Source organism: Kitasatospora purpeofusca (genome assembly GCF_036010405.1).
In the GTDB taxonomy this organism is placed as follows: domain Bacteria; phylum Actinomycetota; class Actinomycetes; order Streptomycetales; family Streptomycetaceae; genus Kitasatospora; species Kitasatospora purpeofusca.
The window spans coordinates 3,014,434-3,035,089 of the sequence record NZ_CP108561.1; the positions used below are offsets into that span (position 1 = coordinate 3,014,434).

The window sequence follows — 20,656 nt, forward strand, 5'->3', positions numbered from 1 at the left end:
TCAGAGGGTGTTGACCCAGTTGGTCAGCAGGGCGGCGCCGGCGTCGCCGGACTTCTCGGGGTGGAACTGGGTGGCCCAGAGCGGGCCGTTCTCGATCGCCGCCACGAACGGCTGCCCGTGCGTGGCCCAGGTGACCAGCGGCGGGTTGATCCGCGCGCTGTGCGTCTCCAGCTCCCAGTGCCGCACCCCGTAGGAGTGGACGAAGTAGAAGCGGGCGTCCGCGTCCAGGCCGGCGAACATCCGGTTGCCCTCGGGGGCGTCCACGGTGTTCCAGCCCATGTGCGGGACGACCGGGGCCTCCAGCGGCTCCACCGTGCCCGGCCACTCGTCGCAGCCGGCGGTCTCCACCCCGTGCTCGACGCCCTTCTCGAAGAGGATCTGCATGCCGACGCAGATACCCATGACCGGTCGGCCGCCGGCCAGCCGGCGTCCGACGATCCAGTCCCCGCGGACCGACTTCAGTCCGCGCATGCAGGCCTCGAAGGCGCCGACGCCGGGGACGAGCAGGCCGTCGGCGTCCATCGCCTTCTGGTAGTCGGAGGTGACGGTGACGGTGGCGCCGGTCCGCTCCAGGGCGCGCTGCGCGGAGCGGAGGTTGCCGGAGCCGTAGTCGAGCACCACGACGTTCTTGCCCATGTTCAGGTGTCCAGTCTTTCGTTCGCCGGTCTGTCGTTCGCCGGGCGGTTACAGGCGCATCAGGCCGGCGCCCAGGCACATGACCGAGCCCAGCGCGAGGACGAGGATGACGCCCTTCGCCTGCTTCTGCTTCCAGAACGAGATCACGCCGCCGGCCAGGAAGAGCCCGACGAAGATGAGGATCATCGCGGTGTTGCTCACAGCGCACCCTTGGTCGACGGGAGGATGCCGGCCGCGCGCGGGTCGCGCTCGGCGGCGTAGCGCAGGGCCCGGGCCAGCGCCTTGAACTGGCACTCCACGATGTGGTGGGCGTTGCGCCCGTAGGGCACGTGGACGTGCAGGGCGATCCGGGCCTGGGCCACGAAGGACTCCAGGATGTGCCGGGTCATGGTGGTGTCGTAGGCGCCGATCATCGGTGCCATGTTCTCCGGCTCGGTGTGCACCAGGTAGGGGCGGCCGGAGAGGTCGACGGTCACCTGGGCGAGCGACTCGTCCAGCGGGACGGTGCAGTTGCCGAAGCGGTAGATGCCGACCTTGTCGCCGAGCGCCTGCCGGAAGGCGCCACCGAGCGCGAGGGCGGTGTCCTCGATGGTGTGGTGGCTGTCGATGTGCAGGTCGCCGTCGGTCTTCACGGTCAGGTCGAAGAGGCCGTGGCGCCCGAGCTGGTCGAGCATGTGGTCGTAGAAGCCGACGCCCGTGGAGATGTCGGTCTTGCCGGTGCCGTCGAGGTCTATTTCGACCAGGACGGACGTCTCCTTGGTGGTGCGTTCGACGCGTCCGATGCGGGTCATACGGGTTACAGCTCCTTGATCACTGTGGCGACGGCGGCCAGGAAGGCGTCGTTCTCGGCGGGGGTGCCGGCGGTGACGCGCAGCCACCCGGGGACGCCGTTGTCCCGGACCAGGACGCCGTGGTCGAGAATGGCCCGCCAGACGGCGTGGGTGTCGGTGAAGCGGCCGAACTGGACGAAGTTGGCGTCCGAGTCGGTCACCTCCAGGCCGAGTCCGCGCAGGGCCCCGACCAGCCGGTCGCGCTCGTCCTTGAGCCGGCCGACGTAGCCGAGCAGGGTGTCGGTGTGCTCCAGGCAGGCCAGCGCGGTCGCCTGGGTGACGGCCGACAGGTGGTACGGCAGGCGCACCAGCTGGACCGCGTCCACCACCGCCGGGTCGGCGGCCAGGTAGCCCAGGCGCAGCCCGGCCGCGCCGAAGGCCTTGGACATGGTGCGGGTGACCACCAGGTTGGGGCGGCCCTCGATCAGCGACAGCAGCGAGTCGCGGTGCGAGAACTCGACGTACGCCTCGTCGACCACCACCAGGCTGGGCCGGGCGGCCTGCGCGGCCTCGTACAGCCGCAGCACGGTGTCGGCGGCGACGGCGGTGCCGGTCGGGTTGTTCGGCGAGCAGACGAACAGCACGTTCGGCCGGTGCTCGGCGATCGCCGTGACGGCGGCGTCCAGGTCGATGGTGAAGTCGTCGTTGCGCGGGCCGGAGATCCAGCCGGTGCCGGTGCCCCGGGAGATCAGCGCGTGCATCGAGTACGAGGGCTCGAAGCCGAGCGCGGTGCGACCGGGACCGCCGAAAGTCTGCAGCAGCTGCTGGAGCACCTCGTTGGAGCCGTTGGCGGCCCAGACGTTCTCCCGGGCGACGGCGAAGCCGGTGGTCCGGGTCAGGTAGCCGGCCAGGCCCTCGCGCAGCTCGACCGCGTCCCGGTCGGGGTAGCGGTTGAGGTGGCGGGCGGCCTCGGCGACCCGCTCGGCGATCCGCGCGACCAGCTCCTCGGGGAGCGGGTACGGGTTCTCGTTGGTGTTCAGCTGGACCGGGACGTCTAGCTGGGGGGCGCCGTAGGGCGACTGTCCGCGCAGCTCGTCCCGGACGGGGAGGTCGTCGATCGTGGTCACGTGCCGGGAACCGTCCACTCGCTCTGCCAGTTGTGCTCGTCTCCGACGAAACGGGCCTTGATCGCGTCGCCGTGACCGGGAAGGTCCTCGGCGTCCGCCAGGGTGACCACGTGCGCGGCGATGCCGGCCAGCGCCTCGCGGTCGTACTCGACGACCTGCACGCCGCGCAGGAAGGTCTGCACGGACAGGCCCGCGGAGTGGCAGGCGCAGCCGCCGGTGGGCAGCACGTGGTTGGAGCCGGCCGCGTAGTCGCCGAGCGAGACCGGGGTGTACCGGCCGAGGAAGATCGCGCCGGCGTTGCGGACCTTCGCGGCGACCGCGTGCGGGTCGCGGGTCTGGATCTCCAGGTGCTCGGCCGCGTAGGCGTTGACGACGGCCAGGCCCTGCTCCAGGTCGTCGACCAGGATGAGGCCGGACTGCCGGCCGCCGAGGGCCTCGGCCACCCGTTCCGCGTGCTTGGTCCGGGCGACCTGGGTCTTCAGCTCGGCCTCGACCGCGTCGGCGAGCTCCACGGAGGCGGTGACCAGCACCGAGCCCGAGGTCGGGCCGTGCTCGGCCTGGCTGATCAGGTCGGCGGCGACCTCCGCCGGGTCGGCGGTGTCGTCGGCGAGGACGGCGATCTCGGTCGGTCCGGCCTCGGAGTCGATGCCGATCCGGCCCGCGAAGTAGCGCTTGGCGGCGGCCACGTAGATGTTGCCGGGGCCGGTGACCATGTTCACCGGCTCGCACTCCTCGGTGCCGAGGGCGAACATCGCGACCGCCTGGGCGCCGCCGACCGAGTACACCTCGGTGACGCCGAGCAGCGCGCACGCGGCCAGGATGGTCGGGTGCACCCGGCCGCCGAAGGCCTTCTGCGGCGGCGAGGTCACCGCGATCCCGGCGACGCCCGCCTCCTGGGCCGGCACCACGTTCATCACTACGGAGGACGGGTAGACGGCCAGGCCGCCCGGCACGTACAGCCCGACCCGGTCCACCGGCACCCAGCGCTGGGTCACCGTGCCGCCGGGCACCACCTGGGTGGTGTGCCCCTCGCGGCGCTGGTCGGCGTGGACCAGCCGGGCCCGGCGGATCGACTCCTCCAGTGCGGCGCGCACCTTCGGCTCCAGCTCCGCGAGGGCCTCGGCGAGCTGCTCGGCCGGGACCCGGGTGGACTCCAGCCGCACGCCGTCGAAGCGTTCGGTGATCTCGATCAGCGCCGCGACCCCGCGATGATGCACGTCCTCGGCGATCGGGCGCACCTTCTCCAGGGCGGCCGCGACGTCGAAGTCGGCACGGGGCAGCAGGCCGCGCGGGTCGTCGAGCGAGCCGCGCAGATCGATTCGAGAGATCACGTCCCCCAGTGTAAGGAGTGGCCGGAACCCGCGATCCCGCATTTCAGTCCGTGATACGAAGAGCGAGACAACCGGGGGACACGGGGGGACGGCATGGCGGAGCGGGCACCGGACGGCTGGACGGCGGCCGAGCAGGCACTGTGGCAGGCGTTCCGGCACGGCCGGACCCTCGACCTGCGCGCCGGGGACGCCGAGGCGGACGACCCGTTCGGCGGGGCCGTCTGGGACGCCCGGCGCACGGTCCGGGCCGAGGTGCTCTCCCGGCTGCTGCTGGACGGGCCCGCCCCCGTGCCCGGCCGGGTCGCCTCGCTGAAGCTGACCGGCGCGCTGGTCACCGGGCCGCTGCGGCTGGCCGGCGGCACGATCGGGCACTACGTCGAGCTGCACGACTGCCGGTTCGACCAGAAGATCCTGATGTCCGAGGCCGAGGCCGGCACCGTGCGCTTCATCAACTGCCTCGTCCCCCGGCTGGAGGCCTCCCGGCTGGTGACCTCCGGCGACCTGCACCTGGCCCGCTGCCGAATACCGCAGGGCGTCCGGCTGACCGACGCCCGGATCGGCACCGACCTGCTGCTCAACCAGGCCGTCCTGGGCGGCGACCGGTTCGGCCGGGCGCTGTCCGCCGACGGCATCGCGGTGAACCAGGACTGCGAGGCCGACCGGCTCGCCAGCGACGGCGAGGTCAGCCTGCGCACCGCCCGGATCGGCGGCCGGCTCTCGCTGCGCGGCGCCCAGCTGCACGCCGTCCCGGGCAACCGCAACGCCCTCAACGCGGTCCGGCTCACCGTCGGCCACACGCTGTACCTGAGCGGCTCGGCCGACGGCGGCTGGTACGGCTCGCAGACCTACTACGGCTCCGGGTACGGCGAGGTGCCGCCGGCGGGCTCGCCGAGCACGCCGTTCCGCGCCTTCGGCCAGGTCCGGCTGTCCGACGGCCGGTTCGAGAACGCCTGCCTGCTCTCCGACGCCGAGTTCCACCTCGACGCGGGCGACGAGGTCACCCTGCGCCGGATCCAGACCCCGGAGCTGCGCTTCACCTGCCGCTTCCCGGCGGGCGGCACGGTCTCGCTGTCCCGGGCCCGGATCGGCAACCTGGTCGACGCCCCCGGCGCCTGGCCGCGGGGCGGCACGATCGGCCTCACCGGCTTCACCTACGAGTGCCTGCGCCCGGCCGTGCCGTTCCCGGTCCAGGAGCGGATCGCCTGGCTGGAGGGCGCCGCGGTGGAGTTCCAGCCCGAGTCCTACGAGCAGCTCGCCGCCGCGCTGCGCCGCGACGGCGCCGACGACGACGCCCGCGAGGTGCTGCACGCCAAGCAGCGCCGCCGCCGGCAGACCCTGCCGCTGCCGGCCCGGATCTGGGGCCGGGTCCAGGACGCGACGGTCGGCTACGGCTACCGGCCCGGCCGGGCCGCGCTCTGGCTGCTGCTCGCCTGGGCGCTCGGCAGCCTCTACTTCGCGACCCACGCGCTCCAGCCGCTCAAGGCCGACGAGCGGCCGCACTGGAACCCGGTGCTGTACGCGCTCGGCCAGCTGCTGCCGGTCGTCGACCTCGGCCAGGGCGGCTGGAACCCCGGCGGGGCCTCGCAGTGGGTCTCGGCGGGCCTGGTCGTGGTCGGCTGGGTGCTCGCCACCACCGTCGCCGCCGGCGCCAGCCGGATGCTCCAGCGCGGATAGCGGCGGGCAGCGGCGGGACAACGGCAGGCAGCTGGCGGGCAGCCGCCGGACGCTCCCGCGCGGGCAGCCGCAGGCAGCCGCGGACGCGCTCGCGCGGATAACCCCGGAGCGCTCGCACCGCCCGGGGAACTACGCTGTCCGCCGTGACAGAACGGCTGCCGCTCTTCCCGCTGAACACCGTGCTCTACCCGGGCCTGGTCATGCCCCTGAACGTCTTCGAGGAGCGCTACCGCCGTCTCGTCGCCGATCTGCTCGACGGGCCCGAGGACCGGCCGCGCCGCTTCGGCGTGCTCGCCATCAAGGACGGCCGCGAGGTCGCCCCGGTCCGCCCCGACGACGGACCGGCCGGTCCGCTGGACGGCCTCGGCACCGCCACCGGCGACCCGCTGGAGGCACTGCACCACATCGGCTGTGTCGCGGACGTCACCTCCGTCGAGCCGAAGCCCGACGGCCGCTACGAACTGCTGGTCACCGGCACCACCCGGTTCCGGCTGCGCTCGGTCGACGTCGGCGGCCCCTACCTGGTCGGCGAGGCCGAACCGATCGAGGAGCGCACCGGCGAGGGCTCCGGCGCCCTGGCCGCCGAGGTCGAACGCGCCTTCCGCACCTACCAGCGACGGCTCGCCGGCGCCCGGGAGGCCAGCACCGTCGGCCGTCCGGACCTGCCCGACGACCCGCAGGTGCTGTCCTACCTGGTCGCGGCCGCCGCCGTGCTGGAGGTCCCGCTCAAGCAGCGGCTGCTCGCCAGCCCGGACAACGCCCAGCGGCTGCGGGCCGAACTCGAACTGCTGCGCCGCGAGAGCGCGGTGCTCGGCTGGCTCCCCTCGCTGCCCGCCGTCAATCTGACCCGCCAGTCCTTCAGCCCCAACTGAACCGGTCCCCCGACCGCACCCGACCCAGCCCCGACCGACCAGCGGAGGCCCCGTGGCCACGAAACCGAAGAAGGGCGGCCGGGGCACCCCCGCGACGGTCGCCCTGGAGACCGCCGAGGTGCCGTTCACGGTGCACGCCTACGCGCACGACCCGGCCGCCGCCTCCTACGGGGAGGAGGCAGCCGAGGCGCTCGGGGTGACCGCCGACCGGGTCTTCAAGACCCTGGTCGCCGACGTCGACGGCGTCCTCACGGTGGGCGTGGTCCCGGTCTCCGGGCAGCTGGACCTCAAGGCGCTGGCCGCGGCGGTCGGCGGCAAGCGCGCCGCGATGGCCGACCCGGCCGCCGCCGAGCGCAGCAGCGGCTACGTCCTGGGCGGCATCTCCCCGCTCGGCCAGCGCCGGGCGCTGCGCACCGTCGTCGACGAGAGCGCGCTCGGCCACCCCACCGTCTACGTCTCCGCGGGCCGCCGGGGCCTGGAGGTCGAGCTCTCCCCCGCGCACCTGGTCGCCCTGACGGGGGCCCGCACCGCCGCCATCGCCCGCTGAGACGGGCGGCGGCGGCCGGTCAGCCCTCCCGCCGGTCCTCCCGCCGGTCCTCGCGCCAGTCCTGCGGCCGGTCGTCCCGCCGGTCCTCCGGCGGGGCGGCCGGGTGCGCGGCCTGGTGCCCGGCCGGAACGCCCGCGCCCGGGACCGGCGGCCCCGGGACCCAGTACGGCGGCGGGTCCTCCTCGCGCTTGCCGAACGCCGCCGACAGCGCCAGCAGCAGCACCATCGCGGCCATCGGCCAGGCCAGCACCGCGCCGTACGCCCCGAGGTCGATGTCCGCCGAGAAGTGCCCGCCGTTGCCGACGCGCCGCGCCTGGGCGACCAGGTCCCGGCCCGGCCCGAGCCAGCGTCCGAGGCCCCAGGCGCCGACCGAGGCCAGCAGCCCGCCGACCGTCAGCCCGACCGCCACCGAGATCCCGCCGCCCCGCTTGCGGGTGAACAGGAACGCGCCCAGCGCGGTCAGGAGGCCCGCCCCCAGGCCGAGCAGCACGAAGACGCTGTCGGCCCCGGCCCGCTGCTCGCCCTCCGGGTCGGCGTAGAGGATCTTGTTGCCGTCCACCACCAGCGGCACCTTGGGCGCCAGCCAGACCCACAGCGCGCCCATCACGACCCCGAGCACCAGACAGGCCAGCACCGTGGCCGCCCCGACCCTCAGCTCGGGCAGCAGCCGCTGCGCGAGCGGCTCGGCCGACCGGTCCTTCGCGGCCGTCGGGTCCACCCCGGGCGGCAGCCCGTACAGCTCGGACGCGGGCCCGGGCGCGGCGTACGGATCACGGTCGGCGGCGTACGGGGCGGGCACGGCGTCGGTGACACCGTCGGCGCGCGCGGGATCCGGAGGTGTGTTCGGTACGGTCACGCCCCCATCGTTTCACGCTCACGACCACCGCGACCCGGCCACCCACCGAACCGGCGGGGCCCGGCACGATCAAGGAGACAGCGCCGAGGAGGCAGCGCCTATCGGCGGGTCGCCCGCCGGTACGCCCAGGTGGCCACGGCCAGCGAGACCACGCCCACGCCCGCGCACACCCCGAGGTTCCCGACCACCGCCGCCCAGTCGGGATCCGGCCGGAACGTCCGGGCGAACGCCTCCACCGCGTACGTGGACGGCAGCAGGTCGCGCAGCCACAGCACCGGCTGCGGCAGGTGGTCGACCGGCAGGACGCCGAGCAGCAGCGCCGCCGACATGCCGAGCTGCCCCAGCATGGTGGCGATCTCCTGCCGGGGCGCGAGCAGCCCGCAGGCCGCGCCGAGCCCGGCCAGCGCCGCCCCGGCCAGCGGCACCACGGCGAGCAGCACCCACAGCTGGCCCAGCGGCAGTCCGAACATGACCGCGCCCGCGGCCGCCGTGACCAGCGCCCCGGGCAGGGTGAACGAGGCGAACGCGGCGGCCGCGCCGAGCACCACCGAGGCGGCCGGCACCGGCAGCGTCGCGTAGTGGTCCAGGCCGCCGCTGGCCCGCAGCCGCCCGAAGTACTGGGCGAGCAGGTTGAGCGCCACGAAGGCGACCACCAGCACGCTGGAGCCGGCCACCACGTACCGGGCGGCCGAGGTCTGCCCGGCGTCGACGACGCCGCGCATCATCACCAGGATGCCGAGCGACTGGAAGGTGGCCACGAACAGCAGCGGGATCCGCGCCACCCGGGCCCGGGCGAGCTGCGCCCGGTAGACCGCCGCGAGGGCGGGCAGCAGCCGGGCGGCGGGGGCGAGCGGAGCGGGTCCGCCGGCCGCGGCCGGGGTGGTCCGCGGCGGTGCCGAGAGCAGCGTCACTTGGCCAGTCCTCCGTGGCGGCCGCCCAGCTTGAGGTACGCGTCCTCGAGGCTCGGGGTGGCCAGGGTGAAGTCGTCCAGGGCGGCGAACGCCGGGCCGGTGGTGACGGCCGAGACCAGTTCGCGGGCCTGCTCGGGGGTGGTGCGGACGGTCCAGCGGCGGCCGGTGCGCTCGGCCCGCTCGGCCAGCGCCGCCACGGCGGGGACGCCCAGCGGCGCCTCGTCCCGCCAGACCAGGTCGAGCCGGACGTCGCCGTCGACCAGCGCCTTGAGGCCGCCGGGGGTGTCGCAGGCGATCACCCGGCCCTCGTCGATCACGGCGACCCGGTCCAGTACGGTCTCGGCCTCGATCACGTTGTGGGTGACCAGCAGCACGGTGGCGGAGCGTTCGGCCCGGCGGCGCTCGACCGCCGACCAGACGGCCCGCCGGGCGACCGGGTCCATGCCGGTGGTCGGCTCGTCGAGGACGAGCAGCGGCCGGTCGCCGACCAGGGTGGCGGCGAAGCAGGCGAGCCTGCGCTGACCGCCGGAGAGCTTGGCGAGCGGCCGGTGGGCGAGCGGTTCCAGGCCCAGTTCGGTGATCACCGCGTCCGCCGCCGCCCGGGCCTCGGTCCGGCCGAGGCCGCGCAGCCGCCCGGTGGTCTCGGCCGCGAGGGCAACGGTCAGCTCGTCGAGCGCGGTGGACTCCTGGCCGAGGTAGCCGAGCAGCCGGGCGGCCCGTTCGGGGTGCCGGACCACGTCGTGGCCGAGGATCTCGACGCTGCCGGAGTCGGGCCGCAGCAGGCCGGTGAGCTGTCGGACCAGGGTGGACTTGCCCGCGCCGTTGGGTCCGAGCAGGCCGAAGATCTCGCCCTGCCGGACGGTCAGGCTGATGCCGTCGTTGGCCCGGACCGTCTCGGCGGCGCCGCCGCGCCCGGCGCGGTACGTCCTCACCAGGTCCCGTACGGCGCAGCACGGCGCGGTGTCCTGGGGTGCCCGCCCGGCCGACTCGCTCACGACCGAAGACTCTACGCGGTGCAACCGGCGAACCGGACAACGGGGCCCGTTCCGCCCCGGTCCCGGTCGTCCACCGGGTTCGGTCGTCGACCGCGGCCGGGTTCCCGCCGGGGTCGCTCCCCTGCCGCGACCGGCTTCCCGCCGGGTCAGTCGTCGACGACGATCAGGTTCCCGCCGGGGACCCGGGCGGCGAGCTCCTTCCAGAACCCGGCCCGGATCGCGTAGCGGTCGTGCTCGTCGATCTGGTCGTCCTTGTGCGCGAGCAGTCCGAACCGGGCGGCGTAGCGCAGCAGCTCGCCGTCGACCCGGTGCGGGATCCGGGGGTAGTCGGGCCACAGGACGGTGAGCCGTTCGACGTCGCCGGCCCGGGTGGTCCAGCGGCGGGCGAAGACCTGGCCGACCTCGTGGGCGTCGCCGCCGATGGAGGTGATGTCCTCCTCGCGGTCGGCCCAGCGCTGCTCGGCGGTGGTGAGCTGGGCGAGGGTGGGCAGGCCGTCGCCTGCGGTGACGGGGGGCTCCTGGGCGGGCCGTTCGATCCAGCCCCGGTCGGAGGACCAGCGCAGCACCGGGCCGGTCTGGTGGCGGTCGGCGGCGGTGGCCTGCCGGTCGGCGCTGCGCCCGGCGAGGTCCTTGGGGGTGGGGACGACCTTGAGCCCGACGGCGGTGGCCGGCTGGGGGCGTCCGTCGACGGCCGGGCCGGCGGCGGCGACGGCCGCGACGGCCGCGACGGCCGCGGCGGGCGCCCCGGCGGCGGCGGGACGGCCGGGCACCGGCTCGGCGGGCAGCGGTCCCGGCAGTCCGGCCGGGGGCGCGGCGGGCGGGGCGGCGAGGATCTTGGCGATGTCGTGCCGGGCGCCGGGGGCGGGGAAGACGCTGGAGGTGTCGCGCAGGCTGAACGGTCCTTCGATCCACTCGCGGTCCAGCACCCGGCGTTCGTCGGCCTCGCCGACCAGGTCCTCGGACTGGTTGAAGTCCCCGTCGGCGGCCTGGAGCGCCCAGAGGTGGACGACGACGCCGTGCTCCTTGGCGGACATCATGCCGGGCAGCAGGTCCCCGTCGCCGGTGATCAGCACGACGTCGGCGCAGGCCCGGTTGCGGGCGAGCTCGGAGAGCTCGGCGTGCATCGCGGCGTCGACGCCCTTCTGCACCCAGCGCCCCTCGGCCCGGGTGAGCGCGCCGAGCCGGACGGTGACCCGGGGCAGGACCCGCAGCCGCCGGTGCTCGGGCATCGGGCGGCGCTCGGGCGCGGCGTCGAACCAGTAGATCCGCAGCAGCGGGAGGCCGGTCTCGGCCTCGGCGCGTTCGCGCAGGGCGGCGATCAGCGCGATGTGGTCGACGGTGACCTTGGAGCGGGACGGGTCACCGGCGAGCAGACTGGCGGCGGCGCCCAGCAGGTATCCGGCATCCACGAGGACGACACAGCGGTCCATCGCGCACCTCTTTCCGCTCGCCCTCGGGGTGGGGGCTCCGCCGGGCCGACGGTGCCGGGGTGGGCGCGCTCCGCCCGGCGGCCGGGCGGGGTGGGGTGAGGGGGTGCCCGCTGCCGCCCGATCGTTGGGTCACCTTTTCCCACTGACCCGCCCGCCGAACCTCGGGCTCCGCCGCTGTCCCGCGACAGGCCGAAGGGCCCCGTCCGGTCGTGGACGGAGCCCTTCGATGCGATGCGGCAGGTCAGCCCCGGAGCTCGGCGGCGACCAGCTCGGCCAGCTGGACGGCGTTGAGCGCGGCGCCCTTGCGCAGGTTGTCGTTGGAGACGAACAGCGACAGGCCGTTCTCGACCGTCTCGTCGGCGCGGATCCGGCCGACGTAGCTCGGGTCCTGACCGGCGGCCTGGAGCGGGGTGGGGATCTCGCTCAGCTCGACGCCGGGGGCGCCGGCGAGCAGCTCGACCGCGCGCTCGGGGCTGATCGGGCGCTCGAAGCGGGCGTTGATCTGCAGCGAGTGGCCGGAGAAGACCGGGACGCGCACGCAGGTGCCGGCCACCTTGAGCTCGGGGATGCCGAGGATCTTGCGGCTCTCGTGGCGGAGCTTCTGCTCCTCGTCGGTCTCGTTGGAGCCGTCCTCGACGATCGAGCCGGCCAGCGGGACGACGTTGAAGGCGATCGGGCGCTGGTAGACCTTGGGCTCGGGGAACTCGACCGAGGAGCCGTCGTGGGCGAGCGCGGCCGCGCCGTCGACGACCTTGGCGGCCTGCTCCTGGAGCTCGGCCACACCGGCCACGCCGCTGCCGGAGACGGCCTGGTAGGTGGAGACGACCAGGGCGGCGAGGCCGGCCTCGTCGTGCAGCGGGCGCAGCACCGGCATGGCGGCCATCGTGGTGCAGTTCGGGTTGGCGACGATGCCCTTGGGGCGGTCGGCGATGGCCTGCGGGTTGACCTCGGAGACGACCAGCGGGACCTCGGGGTCGCGGCGCCAGGCGGAGGAGTTGTCGATGACGACGGCGCCCGCAGCGGCGGCCTTGGGGGCGAGCTCCTTGGAGGTGGAGCCGCCGGCGGAGAAGATCACGATGTCCAGGCCGGTGTAGTCGGCCGTGGCCGCGTCCTCGACGGTGATCTCGGTGCCCTGCCAGGGCAGGGTGCGCCCGGCCGAGCGGGCCGAGGCGAACAGCCGCAGCTGCTCCACCGGGCCGACGCCGCCCGGGAGGTCCGCGCGCTGCGCCAGGATCTCGCGGACCACGCCGCCGACCTGACCGGTGGCCCCGACAATGCCGATCTTCATCCGTCTACTCCTCTTGATGTCGCCGTTCACGGCCGCACTCCGCCCATCATGCCTTGTCACGGGCGTCGGACGGCCGGATATTCCAACCCGTGGTCCTCAGTGGTCCAGACCACTGAGGAGTTCCAGCACCCGCTCGACCTCCGCCGGGCCGGCCGGCAGCAGCGGCAGCCGCACGTCCGGCGTCGGGATCCGCCCCTGCGCGTGCAGCACCCCCTTGACCACCGCCGGGTTCGGCGCCGCGAAGGCCGCCACCGCCAGCCCGGCCAGCCGGTGGCCCAGCGCCCGGGCCCGCGCCGCGTCCCCGGCCCGCCACGCCTCGGCCAGCTCGACCCAGTGGGCGGTGGCCAGGTGGGCGGAGGCCAGGATGCCGCCGGCCGCGCCCAGCCCGAGCAGCGGTGCCAGCACCGCGTCGTCCCCGCCCAGTACCGAGAACCCGGCCGGAGCGGAGGCCAGCAGCTCCACCGCCGCCTGGTCCACCCCGCCGGTCGCGTACTTCACGCCCACCACCCCGGGCAGCGCGGCCAGTTCCAGCAGCGCGGCGCCCGACAGCTGCTGCCCGGTCCGGTAGGGGATGTGGTAGAAGACCAGCGGCACCGAACTGGCCTCGGCCAGCGCCCGGAAGTGCGCCACCGTCCCGGCCTCGCCCGGCCGGACGAAGGCCGGCACGGTGACCAGCGCGCCCGCCGCCCCCGGCACCCGCCCGGCCAGCCCGGCCAGCTCCTCGGCGGCCGCGGCGGTGCCCGGCCCGCCCGCGCCGACCAGCAGCGGCACGCCCCGGTCGGCGCAGACCGCGGCGCAGACCCCGATCACCGCCTGCCGCTCGTCCGCCGTCAGCACGGCCGGCTCGCCGGTGGTGCCGAGTGCGACCAGACCCGAAGCGCCCTCGTCCAGCAGCGAGCCGGCCAGCTTCTCCAGCGCGTCCAGCGCCACCGAGCCGTCGGCCGCGAACGGGGTGACCAGGGGGACGAGAATGCCCTTGAGTTCCATGGCCACGATCCTGCGGCCGGGCGATCCCCCAGGTCCAGTTCATGTTTCCGACGCTTCTCGTAAGCTGGGCCGATGCTCGACGTCCGACGCCTGCGCCTGCTGCGCGAACTCGCCCACCTCGGCACCATCGCCGCCGTCGCCGAGGCGCTCAGCTTCAGCGCCTCGGCGGTGTCCCAGCAGCTGTCCGTACTGGAGAAGGAGGCCGGCGTCCCGCTGCTCGAACGCACCGGCCGCCGGGTCGTCCTCACCCCGGCCGGACGCAACCTGGTGCGGCACGCCGAGGCCGTGCTCGAACGGCTGGAGCAGGCGGGCGCCGAACTCGCCCACGCCCGCGAGGGCCTGGCCGGCCCGCTGCGGATCGGCACCTACCCGTCGGCGGCCCGCGCGATCGTCCCGGCCGTGCTCGCCGAACTGGCCGGCTGGCACCCGGGGCTGGAGCCGATGGTGACCGAGGTCGACCCGGCCGAGGTCGCGGCGGCGCTGCGGGCCGGCGAGCTGGACGTCGCGCTGGTGCACGAGTACGACCTGGTCCCGGCCGACCCGGAGCCCGGCCTCGCGGTGACCCGGCCCGTCTTCACCGAACCGATGTACCTCGCCGCCCGCGCCCCCGGCACCGTCGCCGACCAGCGCGCCGAACCCTGGATCGTCTCCCCGCCCGGCACCCTGTGCCACAGCATGGCCGTTCGGGCCTGCGAGAGCGCCGGCTTCGCCCCCCGGATCCGCCACCGGATCGACGACTTCGCCACCGTGCTCGCCCTGGTGGCGGCCGGTCAGGGCGTGGCGCTGGTCCCCCACCTCGGCATCGACCGGCCGCCGCCCGGGGTCGTCCTCACCCGGCTGCCGATGTACCGCCGCACCCGCGCCGCCTTCCGCGCCGGCGCCGGGGCCCACCCGGCGGTCTCCGCCTTCGTCTCCGCCCTGCACACCGCCGTCCCGGCCCCGCTGCGCAACTCCGCCTAGCGGGGCCCTCGCGGCGGGGTCAGCCCGCCCCGTTGGCGGGCCCGTTGGCGGCCAGGCAGCTCGGCCCGAGCAGCTGCTTGAGGTCGCCGAACAGCGCCGGGTCCGACTTCACCCGGTGCCGGTCCAGCCGCAGCAGCGTCGTCCGGTGCTCCTCCTCCAGCCGGACCCGCACCTCCGTCGTCCCCCGGTGGCTGCTCAGCACCTCGCCGAGCCGCGCCACCAGCGGCGGCGTCACCTTGCCGTCCGGGATGATGATGACGATCGGCGGCTCGGCGTGCGCGTTCGACAGGTCGGGGGCGTTCAGCTCCATCCCCATCAGCCGCGGCACGTCCTCCCGCTTGTCCACCTTGCCCCGGACGAACACCACCGCGTCCTCGACCAGTTGCGAGGACACCAGCTGGTAGGTGGCCGGGAAGAACATGCAGTCGATCGAGCCCGCGAGGTCCTCGACCGTCGCGATCGCCCAGGCGTTGCCCTGCTTGGTCATCTTCCGCTGGAGGCCCGAGATGATGCCGCCGATGGTGACGAACGACCCGTCCGGCCGCTCGGCGATCTCCGCCACCGCGCAGTCCGCCTTCTCCGCGAGCACGTGCTCGATGCCGTGCAGCGGGTGCGAGGACACGTACAGGCCCAGCATCTCCCGCTCCTGGGCGAGCAGGAAGGACTTCTCCCACTCCTCCTCGGAGAAGACGACGTCCAGCCCGAAGGTCGGCTCTTCGCTGGTCGCGTCGCCGCCGAAGAGGTCGAACTGCCCCTCCGCCTCCTTGCGCTTGATGCCCACCACGTTGTCGATCATCGGCTCGAACTCGGCGGTCAGGCCCTTGCGGGTGTGCCCGAGCGAGTCGAAGGAACCGGCCTTGATCAGCGACTCCACGGTCCGCTTGTTGCAGACCACCGACTCCACCTTGTCCAGGAAGTCCGGGAAGGAGGCGAACTTCCCCTTGGCCCTCCTGGTCCGGATCATCGACTCCACGACCGGCCCGCCGACGTTGCGGATGGCGGTCAGGCCGAACCGCACCGTGGTGTCCCCGTGCGGGGTGAAGTCCGCGTCCGACTCGTTGACGTCCGGCGGCAGGACGTTGATGCCCATCTTGCGGCACTCGTTGAGGTAGACCGCCGACTTGTCCTTGTCGTCCTTGACCGAGGTCAGCAGGCCCGACATGTACTCGGCCGGGAAGTTGGCCTTGAGGTACGCCGTCCAGTACGAGACCAGCCCGTACCCCGCCGTGTGCGCCTTGTTGAACGCGTAGCCGGAGAAGGGGACGAGGACGTCCCACACCGCCTGGATCGCGGCGTCCGAGTAGCCGCGCTCCCGGCAGCCCTTCTGGAACGGGACGAACTCCGCCTCCAGGATCTCCTTCTTCTTCTTGCCCATCGCCCGGCGCAGCAGGTCGGCCTGGCCGAGCGAGTAGCCGGCCAGGATCTGCGCCGCCTTCTGCACCTGCTCCTGGTAGACGATCAGGCCGTAGGTGGGCCGGAGCACCTCCTCCAGGGGCTGTTCCAGCTCCCGGTGGATCGGGGTGATCTCCTGCTGGCCGTTCTTGCGCAGCGCGTAGTTGGTGTGGGAGTTGACGCCCATCGGGCCCGGCCGGTACAGCGCCAGGACGGCGGAGATGTCCTCGAAGTTGTCGGGCTTCATCAGCCGCAGCAGCGAGCGCATCGGGCCGCCGTCGAGCTGGAAGACGCCGAGCGTGTCGCCCCGGGCCAGCAGTTCGTAGGTCGGCCGGTCGTCCAGGGGCAGCTCAAGAAGATTGATCCTGATGCCCTTGTTCTTCTCGATCGCCTTGACGGCGTCGTCCATGATCGTCAGGTTGCGCAGGCCGAGGAAGTCCATCTTGAGAAGGCCGAGGCCCTCGCAGGTGGGGTAGTCGAACTGCGTGATGGTGACGCCGTCGGTGTGCCGGGTCCAGACCGGGATGTGGTCGGTCAGCGGCTCGGCGGACATGATGACGCCGGCCGCGTGCACGCCGGGCTGGCGGATCAGGCCCTCGATGCCGCGCGCGGTGTCGATCACCTTCCGCACGTCGGGGTCGTTCTCGTACAGCCCGCGGATCTCGCCCGCCTCACCGTAGCGCGGGTGGCTGCTGTCCGTGATGCCGGACAGCGGGATGCCCTTGCCCATGACGTCCGGCGGCATCGCCTTGGTGATCCGGTCACCCATCGCGTAGGGGTAGCCGAGGACCCGCGAGGAGTCCTTGATGGCGGCCTTCGCCTTGATGGTGCCGTAGGTGACGATCATGGCGACCTTGTCGGATCCCCACTTCTCGGTCACGTACCGGATCACGTCGCCGCGCCGGCGCTCGTCGAAGTCGATGTCGACATCGGGCATGGAGATGCGCTCGGGGTTGAGGAAGCGCTCGAAGATCAGACCGTGCGGGATCGGGTCGAGGTCGGTGATGCCCATCGCGTACGCGACCAGCGAACCGGCCGCCGAACCGCGGCCGGGGCCCACCGCGATGCCCTGCCCCTTCGCCCACATGATGAAGTCCGCGACCACGAGGAAGTACGCCGGGAACCCCATCTGCACGATGGTGTCCATCTCGTACTCGGCGAGCTTGCGGTGCTCCTCGTCGTACCCGTTCGGGAAGCGCCACTCCATGCCCTGCCAGACCTGCGCCCGGAAGAACTCCGCCTCGGACTCGAAGCCCTCCGGGATCGGGAACCGCGGCATCAGGTTGCGGAACTCGAACATGCCCGCAGTGTCGACCCGCGAGGCCACCAGCAGCTGGCTGTTGCGGCAGCCCTCCTGCCAGGCGTCCGACTGGTCCAGCGCGTACATCTCGGCGGCCGACTTGATGTAGTAGCCGGTGCCGTCGAACCGGAAGCGGTCCGGGTCGGAGAGGTTCTTGCCGGTCTGCACGCAGAGCAGCAGGTCGTGGGCGCCGGCGTCGGCCTCGGTCGTGTAGTGCGAGTCGTTGGTGACCACCGGCGGGATGCCGAGCTTGCGCCCGATCTCGATCAGCCCGTCCCGGACCCGCTTCTCGATGTCGAGACCGTGGTCCATCAGCTCCAGGAAGTAGTTCTCCCGGCCGAAGATCTCCTGGTACTCGCCGGCCGACCGCAGCGCCTCGTCGAACTGCCCGAGGCGCAGCCTGGTCTGCACCTCGCCGGACGGACAGCCGGTGGTCGCCATCAGGCCGCCGGACAGTTCGGAGATCAGCTCCTTGTCCATCCGCGGCCACTTGACCAGCCAGCCCTCGGAGTACGAGCGCGAGGTCAGCTTGAAGAGGTTGTGCAGGCCCTCCTTGTTCCGGGCCCAGATCGTCTTGTGGGTGTAGGCGCCGGACGCCGAGACGTCGTCCCGCTTCTGGTGCGGCTGGCCCCACAGGATCCGCTTGGTGTTCGAACGGGACTCCGGAGCGACGTACGCCTCGATGCCGATCACCGGGGTGATGCCCGCGCCGGTGGCCTGCTTGTGGAACTCCGCGGCGCCGTACATGTTGCCGTGGTCGGTCATCGCGACATGGGTCTGCCCGAGCCGCTCGACCTCCTTGAACATCTGCTTCAGCCTGGCTGCGCCGTCCAGCATCGAGTACTCGGTGTGGACGTGCAGGTGCGCGAACGGCTGATCGCTCAAGGCGGGGCCTCCGTAGGCTCGTACTGGCAGCTGGGGAGCCGGCGAACGCGCAGGTCACAGAGGACGCCCGGAAACAATTGCGGCCCGAGCCACTCACGGGGCCCGGACCAGCACTCACACGTTCACGCTCCTACTCTAGCCTCCTGGGGCAGCCCCGTTAGCGGCCACCCGCCGAGCCCGAAGGATCCCGAATGTCGCAACCGCCGACCCCCGCCACCGACCGTGCCGAGACCATCCTCGGTGTCTTCGACACGGCCTTCGGCGAGCTCCTCGCCCAGGACCCGGCGGCGTTCCGGGTGAAGTTCCGCAAGATGGCCGCCTCCGCGTTCGCCTTCTACCGGGGCACCGCCGCCCTCTACTACGCGGACCTCACCACCGCCCCGTTCGATTCCTACGGCGCGTCCTTCCTCGACGGGCGCACCGGCCGGGTCTGGATCCACGGCGACCTGCACGCGGAGAACTTCGGCACCTACCTCAACGCCGAGGGCCGGCTCGTCTTCAACGTCAACGACTTCGACGAGGCCTACGTCGGCGCCTTCACCTGGGACGTCCAGCGGCTCGCCGCCTCACTCGCCCTGATCGGCTACGCCAAGGCCCTGTCGGACGCGACCATCACCGAACTGGTCACCGCCTTCGCCGAGGCGTACCGGGCCCGGATCGCCGCCCACGTCACCTCCGGCGACGCCGATCCGTACACCCTGGACACCGCCACCGGCCCGATCCTCGACACGCTCCGGAAGGCCCGGCTGCAGACCCGGGTGTCCCTGCTCGACGGCGACACCGTGGTCGAGGACTACGACCGCCGCTTCCGCCTCGGCGGCGGCGCGTTCGAACTGGACGGGCCCACCAAGGCCGAGGTCCTCGCGGCCTTCGAGCAGTACCTCGCCACCCTGCCGCCGTCCACCCGGGTCAGCCCCACCGCCCTGCGGGTCAAGGACGTGGTCGGCCGCCGGGGCATCGGCATCGGCTCGGCGGGCCTGCCCTCCTACAACGTCCTGCTCGAAGGGCACACCGACGCCCTGGAGAACGACGTGATCATCTATATGAAGCAGGGCCAGACCCCGGCCGTCGCCCGCCACGTCACCGACCCCGCGATCGCGGGCTACTTCCAGCACGAGGGCCACCGCACGGTGATCTCGCAGCGCGCCCTCCAGTCCCACAGCGACCCGTGGCTCGGGTACACGACGCTGCGCGGCCGGGGCCAGCTGGTCGCCGAGGTGTCGCCGTACGCGACCGACCTCGACTGGCGGGACCTCAACGAGCTGCCCGACCTGCTCGCCGTCACCCGGTACCTGGGCCGCGCCACCGCCACCATGCACGCGGCGGCGGACGAGTCGTCCAGCGGCCACACCCTGGTCCCGTTCTCCACCGAGCACGCCATCCACGAGGCCGTCAGCCGCGACGAGGCGGGCTTCACGGCGATGCTCGTCGACTTCGCCCACGCGTACGGCGCCCGGGCCCGCGCCGACCACCAGCTCTTCGTCGACCTCTACCGCAACGGCCGCATCCCGGGCCTCTAGCGCTGTTCGGTCAGGGCCGCCAACCGCTCCAGAGCGGCGGCCCTGACCGTCCCCTCCTCCATCGGGTCGTCCGCCAAGTACCTCAACCTCTCCCGCACCTCGGGCCCGTCCGGAGCCCGCTCCACCCCCAGCAGCCGGGCGTCCTCCTCGCAGTCCCAGAGACACTCCACGTACACCGACTCCAACCCCGTCGGGTCGATCTCCGCCAACGCCTCCAGGCAGCTCACCCGCTCGTAGGAGTGCGGCGTCCACAACCAGAGCCGCCTGAGCAGCGACACCGCACCCCGCGCCTCGGCCCCGAACCGCGCCAGCCCCCGCGCCGTGTCCATCGACCCGCACCACCGCCGCTCGACCCAGTCCCGCTCCAGCTCCGCGACCAGTGCGGGAATGTCCTCGGCCTCCCCGTGCTCGGCCAGCACGCCATGCCCGAGCCCTGCCAGCCAGTCTTCCTCCGCCCTCACCCACTCCCGGGCGGCGGGCACCGCCAGCACGCCCAGCTTCCGCAGCGCGCGCGGCAACAGGGGCAGCGGGTACTCACCGTCCGGCGGGCCCAACGACGGCACGAGCGGCAGCAGTCCGGGCTCCGCCTCCCGCCGGGCCAGCGCCACCATCACGTGCCGCCATTCCTGCCTCGCCCCCGGGTCCGCCAGCAGCTCCAGCAGTCGTGCACTCGTCTCGCCCGCCAACGGATCCGGTCGCACGGCCCTCTCCGCAGGCGCCGCGGCCAACCCCCACCGCCCCCATGGCTCTCCCCACAGGTCCTTCTCGTCGCCCTGCAACCGGTGCCGCGCGGCCCCCTCCAGGTCGTCCCACCACTCCACCGGCCAACAGCCCGCGGCCGACTCCAGTACGTCCCGCCAGTACTCCCCCGCCCGCACATACCCCCGCAACGCCTCCCGCGCCTCCCCCGACCCACCCAACGCCAGCAGCTCCAGCACCCGGGCGACCCGCTCGCATGTGCCCTCGTCGCCCCCGAGCCCCTCCGCCACCGGCCCGAGCGGCAACGCCAAGTCCCGCACCAGCCGCGCCAGGTACAGCGCCCGATCGTCGGTCGAGTCCCACCGCCAGTCCCACCGCAGACACCCGTGGACGATCTCGGCCGCAGCAGCCGGGTTCTCCCCAGCCATCCGCGCCCCGAGCCCCCGCCCCCGCTGCACCATCCCGATCAACGACCC

At 73.5% G+C, this 20,656-nt stretch carries 18 protein-coding genes; 5 read left to right on the plus strand and 13 right to left on the minus strand.

The genetic code is table 11. The annotated features are described in order from the left end of the window. From hisH to hisD, 5 genes are read right to left on the minus strand one after another with little or no spacing between them, the layout of a single operon-like run. The gene (hisH, locus tag OG715_RS13020) at positions 1 to 636 is read right to left on the minus strand and encodes an imidazole glycerol phosphate synthase subunit HisH (RefSeq protein ID WP_030391411.1); all 636 of its coding nucleotides are present in this window, start codon (positions 634 to 636) and stop codon (positions 1 to 3) included. A gap of 48 nt (positions 637 to 684) precedes the next feature. Next, positions 685 to 837, minus strand: a complete 153-nt coding sequence (locus OG715_RS13025; RefSeq protein ID WP_266268853.1) for a hypothetical protein — start codon at positions 835 to 837, stop codon at positions 685 to 687. Then, on the minus strand, positions 834 to 1,427 hold the full coding sequence (gene hisB / locus OG715_RS13030; protein ID WP_266268855.1) for an imidazoleglycerol-phosphate dehydratase HisB: 594 nt from the start codon (positions 1,425 to 1,427) through the stop codon (positions 834 to 836). Before hisB ends, OG715_RS13025 begins: the two co-directional genes overlap by 4 nt. A gap of 5 nt (positions 1,428 to 1,432) precedes the next feature. Next, positions 1,433 to 2,533, minus strand: a complete 1,101-nt coding sequence (locus tag OG715_RS13035; RefSeq protein WP_266268856.1) for a histidinol-phosphate transaminase — start codon at positions 2,531 to 2,533, stop codon at positions 1,433 to 1,435. Further along, on the minus strand, positions 2,530 to 3,864 hold the full coding sequence (gene hisD, locus OG715_RS13040; protein ID WP_266268857.1) for a histidinol dehydrogenase: 1,335 nt from the start codon (positions 3,862 to 3,864) through the stop codon (positions 2,530 to 2,532). Before hisD ends, OG715_RS13035 begins: the two co-directional genes overlap by 4 nt. A gap of 93 nt (positions 3,865 to 3,957) precedes the next feature. On the opposite strand from hisD, the gene OG715_RS13045 reads away from it, so the two are divergent. The 3 genes from OG715_RS13045 (at position 3,958) to ybaK (ending at position 6,957) form a co-directional block, all read left to right on the plus strand. Continuing rightward, complete coding sequence (locus tag OG715_RS13045; protein WP_266268858.1) at positions 3,958 to 5,538, plus strand: oxidoreductase; 1,581 nt, start codon at positions 3,958 to 3,960, stop codon at positions 5,536 to 5,538. Between the two features lie 143 nt (positions 5,539 to 5,681). Next, the gene (locus tag OG715_RS13050) at positions 5,682 to 6,410 is read left to right on the plus strand and encodes an LON peptidase substrate-binding domain-containing protein (RefSeq protein WP_266268859.1); all 729 of its coding nucleotides are present in this window, start codon (positions 5,682 to 5,684) and stop codon (positions 6,408 to 6,410) included. A 52-nt stretch (positions 6,411 to 6,462) separates the two neighbouring features. Next, positions 6,463 to 6,957 (plus strand): Cys-tRNA(Pro) deacylase, encoded by a 495-nt coding sequence (gene ybaK / locus OG715_RS13055; RefSeq protein ID WP_266268860.1) that lies wholly within the window; start codon positions 6,463 to 6,465, stop codon positions 6,955 to 6,957. 19 nt (positions 6,958 to 6,976) lie between these two features. On the opposite strand, the gene OG715_RS13060 is transcribed toward ybaK, so the two are convergent. From OG715_RS13060 to OG715_RS13085, 6 genes are all read right to left on the minus strand, one after another. Further along, positions 6,977 to 7,813: a hypothetical protein gene (locus OG715_RS13060; RefSeq protein WP_266268861.1), complete on the minus strand. Its 837-nt coding sequence runs from the start codon at positions 7,811 to 7,813 to the stop codon at positions 6,977 to 6,979. 98 nt (positions 7,814 to 7,911) lie between these two features. Next, entirely contained in the window at positions 7,912 to 8,724 is an 813-nt protein-coding gene (locus OG715_RS13065; protein ID WP_266268862.1) for an ABC transporter permease, read from the minus strand. Beyond that, entirely contained in the window at positions 8,721 to 9,719 is a 999-nt protein-coding gene (locus tag OG715_RS13070) for an ABC transporter ATP-binding protein (RefSeq protein WP_266268863.1), read from the minus strand. Before OG715_RS13070 ends, OG715_RS13065 begins: the two co-directional genes overlap by 4 nt. Positions 9,720 to 9,865: 146 nt before the next feature. Then, the gene (locus tag OG715_RS13075) at positions 9,866 to 11,149 is read right to left on the minus strand and encodes an NYN domain-containing protein (protein ID WP_266268864.1); all 1,284 of its coding nucleotides are present in this window, start codon (positions 11,147 to 11,149) and stop codon (positions 9,866 to 9,868) included. A gap of 241 nt (positions 11,150 to 11,390) precedes the next feature. Continuing rightward, positions 11,391 to 12,437 carry an aspartate-semialdehyde dehydrogenase gene (locus OG715_RS13080; RefSeq protein ID WP_266268865.1) on the minus strand — a complete coding sequence of 349 codons (1,047 nt, stop codon included), beginning with the start codon at positions 12,435 to 12,437 and terminating at the stop codon, positions 11,391 to 11,393. Positions 12,438 to 12,533: 96 nt separating this feature from the next. Next, entirely contained in the window at positions 12,534 to 13,424 is an 891-nt protein-coding gene (locus tag OG715_RS13085; RefSeq protein WP_266268866.1) for a dihydrodipicolinate synthase family protein, read from the minus strand. 72 nt (positions 13,425 to 13,496) lie between these two features. Here OG715_RS13085 and OG715_RS13090 point away from each other — a divergent pair, with 72 nt between their 5' ends. Continuing rightward, positions 13,497 to 14,384 carry a LysR family transcriptional regulator gene (locus OG715_RS13090; RefSeq protein ID WP_266268867.1) on the plus strand — a complete coding sequence of 296 codons (888 nt, stop codon included), beginning with the start codon at positions 13,497 to 13,499 and terminating at the stop codon, positions 14,382 to 14,384. Between the two features lie 19 nt (positions 14,385 to 14,403). Here OG715_RS13090 and dnaE read toward each other — a convergent pair whose 3' ends face one another. Beyond that, on the minus strand, positions 14,404 to 17,961 hold the full coding sequence (gene dnaE, locus OG715_RS13095) for a DNA polymerase III subunit alpha (RefSeq protein WP_266268868.1): 3,558 nt from the start codon (positions 17,959 to 17,961) through the stop codon (positions 14,404 to 14,406). Positions 17,962 to 18,152: 191 nt separating this feature from the next. On the opposite strand from dnaE, the gene OG715_RS13100 reads away from it, so the two are divergent. Continuing rightward, a complete protein-coding gene (locus OG715_RS13100; RefSeq protein WP_266268870.1) occupies positions 18,153 to 19,481 on the plus strand; it encodes a DUF2252 domain-containing protein in 1,329 nt (442 codons plus the stop codon). Here OG715_RS13100 and OG715_RS13105 read toward each other — a convergent pair. Next, positions 19,478 to 20,608: a hypothetical protein gene (locus OG715_RS13105; protein ID WP_266268871.1), complete on the minus strand. Its 1,131-nt coding sequence runs from the start codon at positions 20,606 to 20,608 to the stop codon at positions 19,478 to 19,480. The two genes, OG715_RS13100 and OG715_RS13105, sit on opposite strands and share 4 nt — an antisense overlap. Positions 20,609 to 20,656 lie beyond the last annotated feature (48 nt).

Excerpts from the sequence above, each read along its gene's own strand:
- hisH (WP_030391411.1), bottom strand. The coding sequence starts at position 636 with ATGGGCAAGAACGTCGTGGTGCTCGACTACGGCTCCGGCAACCTCCGC.
- hisB (WP_266268855.1), bottom strand. The coding sequence starts at position 1,427 with ATGACCCGCATCGGACGCGTCGAACGCACCACCAAGGAGACGTCCGTC.
- OG715_RS13045 (WP_266268858.1), top strand. The coding sequence starts at position 3,958 with ATGGCGGAGCGGGCACCGGACGGCTGGACGGCGGCCGAGCAGGCACTG.
- OG715_RS13075 (WP_266268864.1), bottom strand. The coding sequence starts at position 11,149 with ATGGACCGCTGTGTCGTCCTCGTGGATGCCGGATACCTGCTGGGCGCC.
- OG715_RS13080 (WP_266268865.1), bottom strand. The coding sequence starts at position 12,437 with ATGAAGATCGGCATTGTCGGGGCCACCGGTCAGGTCGGCGGCGTGGTC.
- OG715_RS13085 (WP_266268866.1), bottom strand. The coding sequence starts at position 13,424 with ATGGAACTCAAGGGCATTCTCGTCCCCCTGGTCACCCCGTTCGCGGCC.
- OG715_RS13090 (WP_266268867.1), top strand. The coding sequence starts at position 13,497 with ATGCTCGACGTCCGACGCCTGCGCCTGCTGCGCGAACTCGCCCACCTC.
- OG715_RS13100 (WP_266268870.1), top strand. The coding sequence starts at position 18,153 with ATGTCGCAACCGCCGACCCCCGCCACCGACCGTGCCGAGACCATCCTC.
- OG715_RS13105 (WP_266268871.1), bottom strand. The coding sequence starts at position 20,608 with ATGGCTGGGGAGAACCCGGCTGCTGCGGCCGAGATCGTCCACGGGTGT.